The sequence below is a fragment of the Vibrio sp. CDRSL-10 TSBA genome, from assembly GCA_039696685.1.
GTDB lineage: Bacteria > Pseudomonadota > Gammaproteobacteria > Enterobacterales > Vibrionaceae > Vibrio.
Window position 1 is genome coordinate 2,869,227 of sequence record CP155566.1, and the last position, 15,523, is coordinate 2,884,749.

A 15,523-nucleotide genomic window follows, 5' to 3' on the forward strand; every position below is an offset into this window, starting at 1 on the left:
CCACACCCGGTGCGCATAATGGTGCTACGCTTGCACTTTGGGTTACACTAACCCGGTTTTATTACCCAAGATATTCAACACTATGAGTTATATCGGTCGCTTTGCCCCTTCCCCCTCCGGTCCTCTGCACTTCGGCTCACTGATTGCCGCGCTGGGGAGCTATTTCCAGGCTAAATCCCGCAACGGACAATGGTTGGTACGGATAGAGGATTTGGACCCGCCACGTGAGATGCCGGGAGCCGCTGACTGGATCCTGCAGGCACTTGATGCCTATGGTCTGCACTGGGACGGCGAAGTGGTCTATCAAAGCCAGCGCCATGACTTATATCAGGCGCAAATCGACGCCTGGCTGACCAGTGGCCAGGCCTATGCCTGTCAGTGTACCCGTAAGCAAATCAAAGCGGCGGGCGGTTTTTATCCCGGAAACCTGTCGTAACAAAGGGCTGTCAGTCAACGCGGAGTGTGCCATCCGGCTGCGTATGGATAGTCCGGTGTTCGCATTTCACGATATCAAACACGGCGAGATTGCGATTCAAGCCGAATTGGCGCAGGAAGATTTCATCATCAAACGTCGTGACGGCCTGTTCGCTTACAATCTGGCTGTTGTGCTGGATGATATCGACCAGGGCGTAACCGAAGTGGTACGCGGTGCGGATCTGATTGAACCGACCGGACGGCAAATCAGCTTGTATCACACTTTAAAACAAAACCCGGTCAGTTACTTACATTTGCCTTTGGCACTGGATGACAACGGGAATAAACTCTCCAAGCAGAATCACGCACCAGCCATAGATCCGGCCGATCCCAAACCGGCACTTTTGGCCGCAATGCGTTTTTTAGGCTTTGATATTCCAGAAGATTTCATGGATAGCAGTGTCGAGGCGATCATCCTTTGGGGATGTCAGCACTGGCAGGTTGCACAACTGCCCGCAGCGACCCAGATCACAGCGCGATTCTCAAATGGCGCTGCGTAAGCTATTATTAGCCGCAAATTCGGCCCGTTTAAGCCAGCGCAGGTGCAGAAAACGCTTGAATAGGCAACACCAATCAATGTCAGATGCACATGAATAACAACGATTTAGAACCAAGCAAACATCGCGTATACCCAGAGCTCGCTCTGAATATTATTGCGCGCCAGGATCACAATGTCTCGCGTGAGCAGATCAGCGAGAATGCGCTAAAAGTGTTGTACCGTCTTCATGGTGCAGGCTTTGAAGCGTATCTGGTCGGTGGCGGCGTGCGTGACTTACTGCTGGGCGGTAAGCCCAAAGATTTCGATGTCGCCACAAATGCGACGCCGGAGCAGATTCGTCAGCTGTTTCGTAACTGCCGGCTGATTGGCCGTCGCTTCCGTCTCGCCCACATTATGTTCGGACGTGACATCATTGAAGTGGCGACCTTCCGTGGCCATCACCAGGAAAACAACAAGCAGCTCGCTTCGCAGTCTGAAGCCGGCATGTTGCTGCGTGACAACGTCTACGGCACCATCGATGAAGATGCCGAGCGCCGTGATTTCACCATCAACGCCATGTACTACAACATCGCCGATTACAGCATTCACGACTATGCAGGCGGCCGTGAGGACATGGAAGACAAGCTGGTGCGTCTGATTGGCGATCCGGAGACCCGCTATCGCGAGGACCCGGTGCGTATGCTGCGTGCCATCCGCTTTGCCGTCAAACTCGATTTCGACATCGAAGAAGAGACCGCGGCGCCGATTGAACATCTGGCACCGCTGCTGCGCGATATTCCGGCAGCGCGTCTCTATGAAGAGTCGCTGAAGATGCTGCAATCCGGATACGGCCTGGAAACGTATCACCTGATGCGTGAGTATGACCTGTTCCAGCAGCTGTTTCCGACCATAGCGCACTACTTCACCGAAGAGTACGACTCCCAGACCGAGCAGATGCTGGATCTGGCGTTTGATTCCACCGATCAGCGCATTGAAGAAGGCAAACGGATCAATCCGGCCTTCATGTTTGCCGCCATGCTGTGGTATCCGATGATGGAGCAGGCTAAAGAGCTGATGCACAGCCACAATTTCAACGATTACGATGCGGTGATGGAAGCCAGCAACCGTATTCTCGATGAAGTGGTAAAACGCATCGCTATTCCGCGTCGCCACACGGCAACCATCCGCGAAATCTGGCAACTGCAACTGCGTCTGCCACGCCGCACCGGTAAACGCGCGTTCCGTCTGATGGAGCTTAATAAATTCCGCGCCGGCTTCGATTTCCTTGAAATGCGTGGTGAAGTGGAAGGCGGTGAAACCAAACAACTGGCTGACTGGTGGGAAACCTTCCAGACAGCAGGGCGCAATATGCGCCAGGCGATGGTGACGGATCTCGATGGCGAAACAGCCACAGGCAAACCGAGTTTCGCGTCGTCGTCGCTCTCCACGTAAGAAAAAGAGTAAAACCTCGTCATGATCACAGCGTATATCGCCGTAGGCAGTAACCTAAGTGACCCGGTGGCCCAGGCCAAACAAGCCATTGAAGCACTGAAATCTGTCCCGAAGTCGCGTTTTATCGCGACTTCGTCGCTGTATAGCAGCACCCCGATGGGGCCACAGGACCAACCGGATTACATTAATGCGGTCGTCGCCATCGAAACCGACTTAACCCCGCTGGAGCTGTTAGATTGCACTCAGGCAATTGAACAGGAACACGGGCGAGTCCGTAAAGCCGAACGTTGGGGGCCACGTACCCTCGACCTGGATATCGTGCTGTACGGCAATGAGGTGATTGAGTCCGAGCGACTTATCGTGCCTCATTACGGTATGAAAGTGCGTGAATTTGTACTTTACCCGCTCGCAGAAATCGCACCCAATTTACAACTCCCTGATGGGACTGAGCTGAACGAGCTGTTAACGACAGTGCCGCGTAACGGGCTTAGTATTTGGCATGCGCCAACTCCTGGTAAGGATAACAAATGAAAAAAATTACCATTAATGACCTGATGCAATGGAAACAGGAAGGGCGTAAATTCCCGACCTCCACCGCTTACGATGCCAGTTTCGCCCAGCTGTTTGAGAGCCAGGAGATGCCGGTTCTTTTAGTCGGTGACTCACTGGGCATGGTGTTGCAAGGCCAGACCGACACCTTGCCGGTCACGGTAGAAGATATCGTGTATCACACCCGCTGTGTGCGTGCCGGCAGCCCGAACTGTCTGCTGATGGCCGACATGCCCTTTATGAGCTATGCCACACCAGAAACAGGCGTGTGAAAACGCGGCAAAAATCGTTCGTGCCGGGGCCAACATGGTCAAAATCGAAGGTGGCGACTGGCTGGTCGACACGGTGAAAATGTTGACCGAGCGCGCGATTCCAGTCTGTGCCCATCTGGGCCTGACTCCGCAATCGGTGAACATTTTTGGCGGCTACAAGGTTCAGGGCCGTGAACAGGATAAAGCCGATCGCATGGTCAAAGATGCGCTGGCGCTGCAAGAAGCAGGTGCCCAGATCATTCTGCTGGAATGTGTTCCGGCGTCGCTGGCACAACGTATTACCCAGTTACTTGATGTGCCGGTGATCGGCATTGGTGCAGGTAACGTAACCGATGGCCAGATTCTGGTCATGCACGATATGTTTGGTATCTCGGCTAACTACATGCCGAAATTCTCGAAAAACTTTCTCGCAGAAACAGGGGATATGCGAAAGGCTGTGGCGAAATACATGGATGATGTGACGCGCGGTGCTTTCCCTGACGATGCACATACTATCGCCTAAAGGAGTTAATCATGCAGACTTTTGCTGACATTTCCGCTCTGCGCGAGCAGATCAAACAGTATAAGCGTGATGATCGCCGGATCGCATTTGTTCCGACGATGGGCAATTTGCACGAAGGCCACCTAACGCTGGTGCGCAAAGCGCGTGAACTGGCCGATGTGGTTGTGGTAAGTATTTTTGTCAACCCGATGCAGTTTGAACGGGCCGACGATCTCAACAACTATCCTCGTACTCTGGATGACGACCTGAGCAAGCTCAATGCTGCCGGAGTCGAGCTGGTGTTTACCCCGACGCCTGACATCATGTATCCGTATGGCCTGGATAAACAGACGTTTGTTGAAGTACCGGGTTTATCTCACATGCTGGAAGGCGCATCGCGTCCGGGTCACTTCCGTGGTGTCGCCACCATCGTCACTAAGCTGTTCAATATCGTGCAGCCGAATGTGGCCTGCTTTGGCGAAAAAGATTTTCAGCAGCTGGCGGTAATTCGCCAGATGGTGGAGGATCTGTGCCTCAATCTTGAAATCGTTGGTGTGCCAACCGTACGTGAGATGGATGGCCTGGCGATGAGTTCACGCAATAACCTGCTGACTCTGGATGAGCGCCAGCGCGCACCGGTTCTGGCGCGCACCATGCGCTGGATCAGCAGCGCGATTCGCGGTGGCCGGGTTGATTACAGCTCTATTGTGGAAGATGCGGTCGATCAGTTGCGCGCAGCGGATCTGGAGCCGGATGAAATTTTCATCCGCGACGCTCGTACCCTGCTGCCAATATCAGCCGACAGCAAACAAGCAGTGATCCTGATGTCTGCTTTCCTTGGCAAAGTTCGTCTGATCGATAATCAGGTGGTCGACCTGAGTGAAGCCAAAGCCTCCTCTGAAGAAGAATAACGCTTTCCCGCAAAGCACAAAAAAGGTCAACCTCGGTTGACCTTTTTTATTTCTAAAACAACACGCACTTTAACTGCGTAACCCGCGTCCTTTGCTGACCAGGTAATGAGCCACCGCGTACAGCAGTACCACAAACACTCCCAACACGCTGAACGAGGTGGTGATATCCACATCGGACACGCCCAAAAAGCCGTAACGGAACGCGTTGACCATATAGACAATCGGGTTGATTTTCGACACCACCTGCCACACGTCAGGCAACAGGCTGATAGAATAAAATACCCCGCCCAGATAGGTCAGCGGTGTCAGCACAAAGGTCGGAATGATTGAGATATCATCAAACGAGCGCGCAAACACCGCATTGATCAGGCCGCCCAAAGCAAACACCACAGAGGTCAGGAACACGGTCGCTGTGATGATACCCCAGTGATCGACACTGAGATCAACGAAAAACAGCGATACAAACGTCACCATAGCACCGACCAGCAGGCCACGCGCCACCCCGCCCATCACATAGCCACCAATAATGACGTAGTTAGGCACCGGCGCAACCAGCAACTCTTCAATGTTCTTCTGGAAACTTAGCGCTGAAAAACGACGAGGCAACATTGGAATACGAGTTGGTGATCACCGACATCATAATCAGGCCGGGCACGATGTACTCCATGTAAGTGAAGCCGTTCATCTCACCGATACGAGAGCCGATAAGGTTACCAAAAATGATGAAATACAGGCTCATGGTAATCGCCGGCGGAACCAGGGTTTGCACCCAGATACGGGTAAAACGCTTGATCTCTTTGCGCAGCAGGCTGCGAAACGCAGTCCAGTAAATCTGATACATCTTATACTTTCCCCTCACTCTGCTGGCGTACGATGCTGACAAACAGCTCTTCAAGACGGTTGGCCTTGTTACGCATCGACATCACTTTGATCCCCATCTGTGACAACTGGGCAAACACGTGATTCATGCCCTGGGTTTTCGCCAGTTCAATCTCCAGTGAGCCTTCGACCACACGCTGCGACACCACATCCTGCAGAGTTTGCAGTTTGCTTTCATCGTCGATATCGAGAATAAAGGTTTCAACCTGCAACTTACCCAGTAAGGCTTTCATGGTGGTGTTTTCAATCAGTTCACCGCGATTGATGATACCGATGTGACGACACAGCATTTCCGCTTCCTCGAGGTAGTGAGTGGTCAGAATAATGGTAATGCCCTGCTGGTTGATTTTCTTGAGAAACTCCCACATTGAGCGGCGCAGTTCAATATCCACCCCGGCAGTCGGCTCATCGAGGATCAGCAGTTGCGGCTCATGCATCAGCGCGCGGGCTATCATCAAACGGCGTTTCATCCCGCCCGACAGGTTACGAGCCCGCTCTTTGCGTTTTTCCCACAGATCAAGCTGGGTCAGGTACTTTTCCGCCCGCTCTTTGGCGAGAGTACGTGACACACCGTAATAGCCGGCTTGTTGCATCACGATCTGTTCAACCGTCTCAAACGGGTTAAAGTTAAATTCTTGCGGTACCAGACCAAGATGCTGCTTGGCCAGCTCCAGGTGGGTATCAATATTGTGGCCAAACACCTTCACACGACCGGAGGTCTTGTTAACCAGAGAGGAAATGATACCGATAGTGGTCGATTTACCCGCCCCGTTTGGGCCGAGCAGGGCGTAAAAGTCACCTTTACTGACTTTCAGACTGACGCCCTTGAGTGCTTCAAAACCGCCGGCATAGGTTTTGCGCAGCTCTTCTATCTCTAATGCGTACATAGCAGATTAAAAACTCTTTGTGTTCGAACATCCTAGATGTGCTGTTGAGCAGGATGATTTTCAACCCTGCCCGGGAAATAGATCACGGGTATTACACTGCAAACTGGCAGTCCATCCCACGTAATCTTCTGTTTTACCAATCATTCGTTGCAAAAATTGCGCTTCCTTTCACTGCTCAGATGAGTACTCTGGAGGGAAATTTGTCAGAGCTTGCCTGTGCGACTTTGTGTATAGTTGGCCAGCCTGCAATCTGATATCAGAACGCGTTGTTGTGCCTATAATAAAACAGGTGTGCTGAGAAAACAGGGCAATTCATAAAGGGAAGTAAAATGCCAGAGATTAAACAACTATTCGACAACAACTCTAAGTGGTCAGAGTCGATCAAAGCCGAAAGACCTGAATACTTCAGACAGTTAGCCGAAGGACAAAACCCCGACTTTCTATGGATTGGTTGCTCTGACAGCCGCGTGCCTGCTGAACGACTCACCGGCCTGTATTCCGGTGAACTGTTTGTCCACCGCAATGTGGCCAACCAGGTCATTCATACCGACCTCAACTGCCTGTCAGTGGTTCAGTATGCGGTTGACGTACTTAAAGTCAAACACATCATCATCTGTGGCCATTACGGCTGTGGTGGCGTCACTGCTTCGATTGACAACCCGCAGCTCGGCCTTATCAACAACTGGCTGCTGCATATTCGCGATCTGTATTTCAAGCACCGCAATTACCTCGACCAGATGCCTGCCGAGGACCGCTCAGACAAGCTGGCTGAGATTAACGTCGCGGAGCAGGTGTATAACCTGGGTAACTCGACCATCTTACAGAATGCCTGGCAACGTGGCCAGGATGTCGAGTTGCACGGCGTGGTATACGGTATCGGTGACGGCCGCCTGGAATACTTAGGCGTGCGCTGTAACAGTCGCGAAGGCATTGATGACAGCTACAATCAGTCGATGGCGAAAATTTTGAATCCGCAGCACAAGCTGCTGTGTCGCTAAACACGCTCTTTTTACCACAGTGACAACAATGCCCACTCTTTGGTGGGCATTGCTTCATTGGCTAAAGTTCGCTTGACTCAGCCTTCCTGCGGAATGACCTTACCAATAAATGGCAGGTGACGATATTTCTGCGCGTAATCGATACCGACACCAACCACGAACTCGTCCGGGATCTCAAAACCAATCCACTTCACATCAACATTCACTTCACGGCGTGACGGCTTGTCGAGCAGCGTACAGATCTGAATTGATTTCGGCTCGCGCAGGGACAGAATCTCTTTCACTTTATTTAACGTATTACCGGTGTCGATAATGTCTTCGACCAGCAGGACATCCTTGCCTTTGATGTCGTCATCCAGATCTTTCAGGATACGCACATCGCGTGAACTTTCCATGGTATTGCCATAGCTCGACGCTGTCATAAAGTCGACCTGATGGGTCAAGTTGATCGCACGGGCCAGATCCGCCATAAATACGAAAGAACCACGTAGCAGCCCGACCAGAAACCAGGTCTTCGCTGCCCTGATAGTGCTCTGTGATCTGCTGACCAAGCGTGCGAACGCGTTCCTGAACTTCTTGTTCAGAAATCATTACTTCAACTGTGTGTTTCATACCAATCTCGTTTTGTTGATGCGACCCCAATCTGGAAAGGCAAATTGCCACGTCGCTGAATCATTCGCCGCGTATAGTAACACCGCAGACAGTAGGTGTTAACCTCTGCTCAGCGCCTCCCAGTATCGACGCCCTCCCCCATGAACGATGACCGCCGGCGGTCGTCGCCACTCATTACCCGCTCACTGAGCGTGCACAAAACGTACAACCTGACTCACAAATATACAATTGGTTGCATTTTAGTGAGAATTTAATCCATTTAAACGCCTTGAATTTAAAAAGATTTAATAGATTTGAACATTTTTTAGTCACAAAACGTTGACCTAAATCATATGCACCATTACACTCATAGAGCTAACCAAGCAATTAACAATATAATCATTAGCGTTTACTAAAAAACGCAGCTAACAACCATTGGCAAGGAAATAAAATTATGGACGCATCTATCGAGAAACGCCCCAGAACCAGGCTTTCCCCGCAAAAACGTAAACTGCAATTAATGGAAATTGCACTGGAGGTTTTTGCTAACCGTGGGATTGGTCGAGGCGGTCACGCCGATATCGCAGAAATCGCTCAGGTTTCTGTAGCTACTGTGTTTAACTACTTCCCGACGCGCGAAGATTTGGTCGATGACGTGCTCACTTATGTGGTACGCCAGTTTCTCCAACTTCCTCACTGACAACATCGATCTCGATGCTCACGCTAAAGAAAATCTTGGCAACATCACCGAGCAGATGGTCAAGCTGGCAATCGATGACTGCCACTGGCTGAAAGTGTGGTTTGAGTGGAGTGCATCAACCCGTGATGAAGTGTGGCCGCTGTTTGTCTCCAGCAACCGCACCAACCAGCTGCTGCTGAAAAACATGTTTGCCAAGGCGATTGAGCGTGGTGAAGTGTGCGATCAGCATGACTCGGAAGATCTGGCTACCCTGTTCCATGGTGTATGCTACTCACTGTTCGTACAGGCGAACCGTGTGCGTGATGAAGGTCAGGTGCTTAAGCTGGTACAAAGCTATCTCGACATGCTGTGCATCTACAAAGAGCAGTAATCTTGTGCGGATAAAAAATAGCGCCTGCAGGCGCTATTTTTTTGTCTGTTTTTCCGGCTGACCAGATACCCCATCGACGCTCAGTACAACAGACATAAAAAAGCCGCTGAAAGAATCAGCGGCTTTGTCTATCTGCGTGACGAGATATCGTCAGCCGAAGCAAAAAGAATTATTTTTTCTTTTTCGCTTTTGCGTTTGGCAGGTCAGTGATCGTACCTTCAAACACTTCTGATGCCAGACCCACAGACTCGTGCAGAGTCGGGTGAGCGTGGATAGTCAGAGCGATGTCTTCAGCATCACAACCCATCTCGATCGCCAGACCGATTTCACCCAGCAGTTCACCACCGTTAGTACCTACGATAGCACCACCGATAACGCGGTGAGTCTCTTTATCGAAGATCAGCTTGGTCATACCGTCTGAGCAGTCAGATGCGATAGCACGGCCAGATGCAGCCCATGGGAAAGTCGCTACTTCGTAGTTCAGACCTTCTGCTTTCGCTTCTTTCTCAGTCTTACCAACCCAAGCCACTTCTGGCTCAGTGTAAGCAATTGAAGGGATAACTTTAGGATCGAAGTAGTGTTTCTTACCAGCAATCACTTCTGCTGCTACGTGACCTTCGTGCACACCTTTGTGCGCCAGCATTGGCTGACCTACGATATCACCGATAGCGAAGATGTGTGGTACGTTGGTGCGCATTTGCTTATCAACGTTGATGAAACCACGCTCATCCACTTCCAGACCTGCTTTCTCAGCTTCCAGTAGTTTGCCGTTTGGCACACGACCGATTGCCACAAGTACTGCATCGTAACGCTCAGCTTCAGCCGGCGCTTTCTTGCCTTCCATTGAAACGTAGATACCGTCTTCTTTCGCTTCAACTGCAGTAACTTTGGTTTCCAGCATCAGGTTAAATTTCTTCGCGATACGCTTAGTGAAGACTTTAACGATGTCTTTATCTGCTGCCGGGATAACCTGGTCGAACATTTCAACCACGTCGATTTGAGAACCCAGTGCGTGGTAAACCGTACCCATTTCCAGGCCGATGATACCGCCACCCATGATCAGCAGTTTTTGTGGTACTTCTTTCAGTTCCAGTGCGTCAGTTGAGTCCCAGATACGTGGGTCTTCATGTGGAATGAAAGGCAGTTCGATAGGACGAGAACCTGCAGCTACGATAGCGTTGTCGAAGTTAACAACAGTAGTACCGTCTTCGCCGGTTACTTCGATAGAGTTAGGACCAGTAAATTTACCCAGGCCGTTCACTACGTTAACTTTACGCATCTTGGCCATACCGCCAAGACCGCCAGTCAGCTGGTTGATTACTTTTTCTTTCCACAGACGGATCTTGTCGATGTCCGTTTGTGGTTCGCCAAACACGATACCGTGCTCAGCCAGCGCTTTCGCTTCTTCGATAACTTTCGCTACGTGCAGCAGTGCTTTAGACGGGATACAACCCACGTTTAGACATACACCACCCAGAGTGTTGTAACGTTCGATAAGTACAGTATCCAGACCTAAGTCTGCACAACGGAATGCAGCGGAGTAACCAGCAGGACCGGCACCTAGCACTACAACCTGGGCTTTAATTTCTTTGCTCATTTCGACCTCTTGTAGTCAATATCCCTAACAGGCTATGGGTGTTTTATCTATTTGTTTTGTTTGTTAAACGAATGACTTAAACGACTATTTTTCAGACCGCAACAGTTTACAGAGATGTTAAAGGTGTGAAAAGTAAATCCATGTAGCCTGTGAGCTAGACGACAATTCAACGGGGAAAAATTTTTCCATCATTAAATTGCAAGACAATGCTTAAACCAAGGCGGCTATAACAGCCGCCTTATTTTATTTGAACGCGATTACAGAACCAGACGACGAATGTCGCTCAGGCAACCGTTCAAGTAAGTGATGAAGCGTGCACCTTCTGCACCATCGATCACGCGGTGATCGTAAGACAGAGACAGTGGCAGTTGCAGACGTGGAGCGAACTCTTTGCCGTTCCATACTGGCTTCATTTCTGACTTAGATACACCCAGAATACCAACTTCTGGTGCGTTTACGATTGGAGTAAACGCAGTACCGCCGATACCACCCAGACTTGAGATAGTGAAACAGCCGCCTTGCATATCCGCTGCAGTCAGTTTACCTGAACGTGCTTTCTTAGACACTTGAGCCAGCTCTTCAGACAGCTCGTAGATGCCTTTCTTGTTCACGTCTTTGAATACAGGAACAACCAGACCGTTTGGTGTATCTACCGCGATACCGATGTTCACGTATTTCTTCAGGATCAGGCTCTCACCGTCTTCAGACAGAGAAGAGTTGAACGCCGGGAACGCTTCCAGAGCTTTAGCAGCCGCTTTCATGATGAACACCAGTGGAGTGATCTTCATGCCAGTGTCTTTCTTCGCTTCGATTGCGTTCTGCTCTTTACGGAAAGCTTCCAGTTCAGTGATATCTGCGTTATCCCACTGAGTAACGTGCGGGATCATTACCCAGTTACGGTGTAGGTTAGCACCAGAAATCTTCTTAATACGAGACAGAGGTTGCAGTTCTGTTTCGCCGAACTTGCTGAAGTCCACTTTTGGCCAAGGAAGCAGGCCAAGAGCTGCACCGTCACCTTTGCCAGATGCTGCTGCACCTGCGCCAGATTCCAGACGTTTCAGCGCTTCTTTCACGTAGTTCTGTACGTCTTCTTTCAGGATACGGCTCTTACGACCAGTACCTTTAACCTTCGCCAGGTTTACGCCAAACTCACGAGCCAGGCGACGAACAACAGGAGACGCGTGTGAATACTCGTTGTTTTCCTGGAAATCGCCGGTTGCTGCCGGAACTGCCGCTTTTGGCGCTTCAGCTTTTGGTGCCGCTGCTGCCGGAGCCGCTGCCTGTGCTGGCGCTGCTGCCGGAGCCGGTGCTGCACCTGCTACTTCAAACACCATGATCAGTGAGCCGGTTGACACTTTGTCACCCGCTGCGATCTTGATTTCTTTAACGGTACCTGCGAATGGTGCTGGTACTTCCATTGAAGCTTTGTCGCCTTCCACTGTGATCAGAGATTGCTCTTCTGTCACTGTGTCGCCAACTGCAACCATGATTTCAGTCACTTCAACTTCGTCACCGCCGATATCCGGCACGTTAACTTCTTTTGCTGCTGAAGCTGCTGGTGCTGCTGCAACTGGTGCCGCCGCTGCAGCCGGAGCCGCTGCCGGAGCGCCAGAAACCAGCGACTTCGAATACCATGATCAGTGAGCCAGTCGATACTTTATCGCCAGCGGCCACTTTCAGCTCTTTCAGAGTACCGGCAAATGGTGCTGGTACTTCCATTGAAGCTTTGTCGCCTTCAACAGTGATCAGAGACTGTTCTTCAGTGATGCTGTCGCCAACTGCAACCATGATTTCAGTGACTTCAACTTCGTCACCGCCGATATCAGGAACGTGAACTTCTTTCAGTTCTGCCGCTGCTGCTGGAGCAGGAGCAGCTGCCGGAGCTGCCTCTGCCGCAGGAGCAGGTGCAGCTGCTGCTGCACCTTCGGCTTCGAAAATCATGATTAGAGAGCCGGTAGAAACTTTGTCGCCAGCCACTACTTTGATCTCTTTTACGATACCCGCTTGAGATGCAGGTACTTCCATAGAAGCCTTATCGCCTTCTACAGTGATCAAAGACTGTTCTTCTTCTACCTTGTCACCAACGCTTACCAGAATCTCGGTAACTTCAACCTCATCCGCACCGATGTCTGGTACATTAATTTCGATTGCCATTGCTTTTCCTACCTTAATTAAGCGTATAGTGGGTTTGTTTTTTCAGTGTCGATGTCGAACTTCTTGATAGCTTCCGCTACTACAGATTTCTCAACATCGCCACGTTTAGCCAGTTCGCTCAGTGCTGCAACAACTACGTAACCTGCGTTCACTTCGAAGTGACGACGTAGGTTTTCACGGCTGTCTGAACGGCCAAAGCCGTCAGTACCCAGAACTTTGTAAGATTCAGCAGGTACGAAAGCACGAACCTGGTCTGCATAGTTCTTCATGTAGTCTGTTGCTGCGATAGCAGGCTCAGTACCCATTACGCTTGCAATGTATGGTACTTTCGCTTCTGCTTCAGGGTGCAGCATGTTGTAACGCTCTGCGTCCTGACCATCACGAGTCAGTTCGTTGAAAGAGGTTACTGAGTAAACATCAGAAGCGATGCCGTACTCTTCGCTCAGGATAACTGCCGCTTTACGTACTTCGTTCATGATAGTACCAGAGCTTAGCAGCTGAACTTTACCTTTCGAACCAGCCAGAGTTTCCAGCTTGTAGATACCCTTACGGATACCTTCTTCCGCGCCTTCAGGCATTGCCGGATGCGCGTAGTTTTCGTTCATCAGGGTCAGGTAGTAGAACACGTTCTGCTGTTCACCGTACATGCGACGGATACCGTCTTGCATGATTACCGCAACTTCGTATGCGAAAGTCGGGTCGTAAGAGATACAGTTTGGAATCGTGTTTGCCTGAATGTGTGAATGACCATCTTCGTGCTGCAGACCTTCACCGTTCAGAGTAGTACGACCTGCCGTTGCACCCAGTAGGAAGCCACGTGCTTGTTGGTCGCCCGCCATCCACGCCATGTCGCCAACACGTTGGAAACCGAACATAGAGTAGTAGATGTAGAACGGGATCATTGGCAGGTTGTTGGTGCTGTAAGACGTCGCAGCCGCAACCCAAGATGACATTGCACCCAGTTCGTTGATACCTTCCTGCAGTACCTGACCCGCAGTGTCTTCTTTGTAGTAAGACACAACGCCACGGTCTTCAGGAGTGTAAGTCTGACCGTGTGGGTTGTAGATACCAATTTGACGGAACAGACCTTCCATACCGAAAGTACGCGCTTCGTCAGCAATGATAGGAACGATGTTCTTACCAATGTTCTTGTTCTTCAGCAGGATGTTCAGTGCACGAACGTAGGCCATAGTTGAAGAGATTTCACGCTTCTGCTCTTCCAGCAGAGGTTTGAACTCTTCCAGCTCAGGAGCGATGAACTCTTGAGTGAAGTTAGGCAGACGCTGTGGCGTGTAACCGTGCAGCGCTTTACGACGAGCGTGCAGGTATTCGAATTCTTTCGAACCTTCTTCCAGTTGCAGGTAAGGCAGGTTGTTCACTTCTTCGTCAGAAATCAGATCTTGCAGACCCAGACGGTTACGCATCGCAACAACGTGCGTCATATCCATCTTCTTAACCTGGTGCGCAATGTTCTTACCTTCAGCAGCATCACCCATGCCGTAACCTTTAACGGTCTTAGCCAGGATTACGGTTGGTTTGCCTTTGGTATCTTGCGCGTTCTTGAACGCTGCGTACAGTTTAGAAGACTCGTGACCACCGCGTTTCAGCGCGAAGATCTCGTCGTCAGTCATGTCTGCAACCAGAGCTGCTGTTTCTGGGTATTTACCGAAGAAGTGCTCACGTACGTAAGCGCCGTCTTTAGACTTGAATGTCTGGTAGTCGCCATCGATGGTTTCGTTCATCAGCTGCAGCAGTTTACCTGTGGTATCTTTCGCCAGCAGTGAATCCCAGTTGTTGCCCCAGATAACTTTAACAACGTTCCAGCCAGCACCTTTGAACAGACCTTCCAGTTCCTGGATGATCTTACCGTTACCCATTACCGGGCCGTCCAGACGCTGCAGGTTACAGTTGATCAGGAAGCACAGGTTGTCCAGTTTCTCACGCGCAGCGAAAGAAATTGCACCACGTGATTCCGGCTCATCCATCTCACCGTCGCCCAGGAATGCGTATACGCGCTGAGCTGAAGTATCTTTCATACCACGGCCTTCCAGGTATTTCAGGAAGCGAGCTTGGTAGATAGAAGCGATTGGACCCAGACCCATAGATACAGTCGGGAACTGCCAGAATTCAGGCATTAGTTTAGGGTGTGGGTATGAAGGAATACCTTTGCCATCCACTTCCTGACGGAAGTTGTCCAGCTGCTCTGCAGTCAGACGACCTTCAACGAATGCACGTGCGTAGATACCCGGTGAGATGTGACCTTGGTAGTAAACTAGGTCGCCACCGTCAGTTTCATTCGGCGCGCGGAAGAAGTGGTTAAAACATGTTTCGTAGAAAGCAGCAGATGACTGGAATGATGCCATGTGGCCACCCAGTTCAAGGTCTTTCTTCGATGCACGAAGCACGATCATGATCGCGTTCCAGCGGATGATAGAGCGGATACGACGCTCCAGTGTTGTGTCACCCGGGTAAGCAGGCTCTTGTGCTGCAGGGATGGTGTTGATGTAGTTGGTAGTGATACCAGTTGGCATATCAACGCCATCTAAACGTGCTTTTTCCAGAACTTCTTCAAGTAGGAACTGGGCACGTTCTACGCCTTCTTCACGTACAACTGACTCAAGCGCGGCTAACCACTCCTGAGTTTCCAGTGCATCTACGTCATGCTTCATGTCAGACATGGCGATCTATCCTTCTGTTGGTTGGATTTTATTTTGAATCGCAATGAACCGC

7 protein-coding genes and 6 pseudogenes are annotated in these 15,523 nt (G+C 50.6%); 7 read left to right on the forward strand and 6 right to left on the reverse strand.

Translation table 11 applies throughout. The annotated features are described in order from the left end of the window. The first annotated feature begins 82 nt into the window (after nucleotides 1–82). From gluQRS to panC, 5 genes and pseudogenes are all read left to right on the forward strand, one after another. Nucleotides 83–974 (forward strand): annotated as a pseudogene (gene gluQRS, locus ABDK09_21005) (tRNA glutamyl-Q(34) synthetase GluQRS). Between the two features lie 89 nt (nucleotides 975–1,063). Further along, a pseudogene (gene pcnB, locus ABDK09_21010) lies at nucleotides 1,064–2,429 on the forward strand (polynucleotide adenylyltransferase PcnB). Next, nucleotides 2,426–2,935, forward strand: a complete 510-nt coding sequence (gene folK / locus ABDK09_21015; GenBank protein XAW89250.1) for a 2-amino-4-hydroxy-6-hydroxymethyldihydropteridine diphosphokinase — start codon at nucleotides 2,426–2,428, stop codon at nucleotides 2,933–2,935. Before pcnB ends, folK begins: the two are co-directional and overlap by 4 nt. Continuing rightward, nucleotides 2,932–3,727: pseudogene (panB, locus tag ABDK09_21020) on the forward strand (3-methyl-2-oxobutanoate hydroxymethyltransferase). Before folK ends, panB begins: the two are co-directional and overlap by 4 nt. Before the next feature lie 11 nt (nucleotides 3,728–3,738). After that, a complete protein-coding gene (gene panC, locus ABDK09_21025) occupies nucleotides 3,739–4,617 on the forward strand; it encodes a pantoate--beta-alanine ligase (GenBank protein ID XAW89251.1) in 879 nt (292 codons plus the stop codon). Nucleotides 4,618–4,686: 69 nt separating this feature from the next. Here the strand turns inward: panC and ABDK09_21030 are convergent. Both ABDK09_21030 and ABDK09_21035 read right to left on the reverse strand, forming a co-directional pair. Beyond that, nucleotides 4,687–5,458, reverse strand: a pseudogene (locus ABDK09_21030) (ABC transporter permease). Nucleotide 5,459: 1 nt separating this feature from the next. Next, a complete protein-coding gene (locus ABDK09_21035) occupies nucleotides 5,460–6,383 on the reverse strand; it encodes an ABC transporter ATP-binding protein (GenBank protein ID XAW89252.1) in 924 nt (307 codons plus the stop codon). Between the two features lie 329 nt (nucleotides 6,384–6,712). Here ABDK09_21035 and can point away from each other — a divergent pair, with 329 nt between their 5' ends. Further along, nucleotides 6,713–7,381, forward strand: coding sequence for a carbonate dehydratase (gene can, locus ABDK09_21040; GenBank protein ID XAW89253.1), 669 nt, complete (start codon nucleotides 6,713–6,715; stop codon nucleotides 7,379–7,381). Nucleotides 7,382–7,458: 77 nt separating this feature from the next. Here the strand turns inward: can and hpt are convergent, their stop codons facing one another. Beyond that, the gene (hpt, locus tag ABDK09_21045; GenBank protein ID XAW89254.1) at nucleotides 7,459–7,932 is read right to left on the reverse strand and encodes a hypoxanthine phosphoribosyltransferase; all 474 of its coding nucleotides are present in this window, start codon (nucleotides 7,930–7,932) and stop codon (nucleotides 7,459–7,461) included. Nucleotides 7,933–8,426: 494 nt separating this feature from the next. Between hpt and ABDK09_21050 the strand changes: the two are divergent. Then, nucleotides 8,427–9,042: pseudogene (locus ABDK09_21050) on the forward strand (LuxR/HapR/OpaR family quorum-sensing transcriptional regulator). A gap of 169 nt (nucleotides 9,043–9,211) precedes the next feature. Here ABDK09_21050 and lpdA read toward each other — a convergent pair. The 3 genes and pseudogenes from lpdA to aceE all read right to left on the reverse strand — a co-directional run bounded on the left by lpdA (nucleotide 9,212) and on the right by aceE (nucleotide 15,471). Next, nucleotides 9,212–10,639 (reverse strand): dihydrolipoyl dehydrogenase, encoded by a 1,428-nt coding sequence (gene lpdA, locus ABDK09_21055; protein XAW89255.1) that lies wholly within the window; start codon nucleotides 10,637–10,639, stop codon nucleotides 9,212–9,214. 257 nt (nucleotides 10,640–10,896) lie between these two features. Continuing rightward, nucleotides 10,897–12,793, reverse strand: a pseudogene (gene aceF, locus ABDK09_21060) (pyruvate dehydrogenase complex dihydrolipoyllysine-residue acetyltransferase). 17 nt (nucleotides 12,794–12,810) lie between these two features. Then, on the reverse strand, nucleotides 12,811–15,471 hold the full coding sequence (aceE, locus tag ABDK09_21065) for a pyruvate dehydrogenase (acetyl-transferring), homodimeric type (GenBank protein XAW89256.1): 2,661 nt from the start codon (nucleotides 15,469–15,471) through the stop codon (nucleotides 12,811–12,813). Nucleotides 15,472–15,523 lie beyond the last annotated feature (52 nt).

Excerpts from the sequence above, each read along its gene's own strand:
- folK (XAW89250.1), top strand. The coding sequence starts at position 2,426 with ATGATCACAGCGTATATCGCCGTAGGCAGTAACCTAAGTGACCCGGTG.
- panC (XAW89251.1), top strand. The coding sequence starts at position 3,739 with ATGCAGACTTTTGCTGACATTTCCGCTCTGCGCGAGCAGATCAAACAG.
- ABDK09_21035 (XAW89252.1), bottom strand. The coding sequence starts at position 6,383 with ATGTACGCATTAGAGATAGAAGAGCTGCGCAAAACCTATGCCGGCGGT.
- can (XAW89253.1), top strand. The coding sequence starts at position 6,713 with ATGCCAGAGATTAAACAACTATTCGACAACAACTCTAAGTGGTCAGAG.
- lpdA (XAW89255.1), bottom strand. The coding sequence starts at position 10,639 with ATGAGCAAAGAAATTAAAGCCCAGGTTGTAGTGCTAGGTGCCGGTCCT.
- aceE (XAW89256.1), bottom strand. The coding sequence starts at position 15,471 with ATGTCTGACATGAAGCATGACGTAGATGCACTGGAAACTCAGGAGTGG.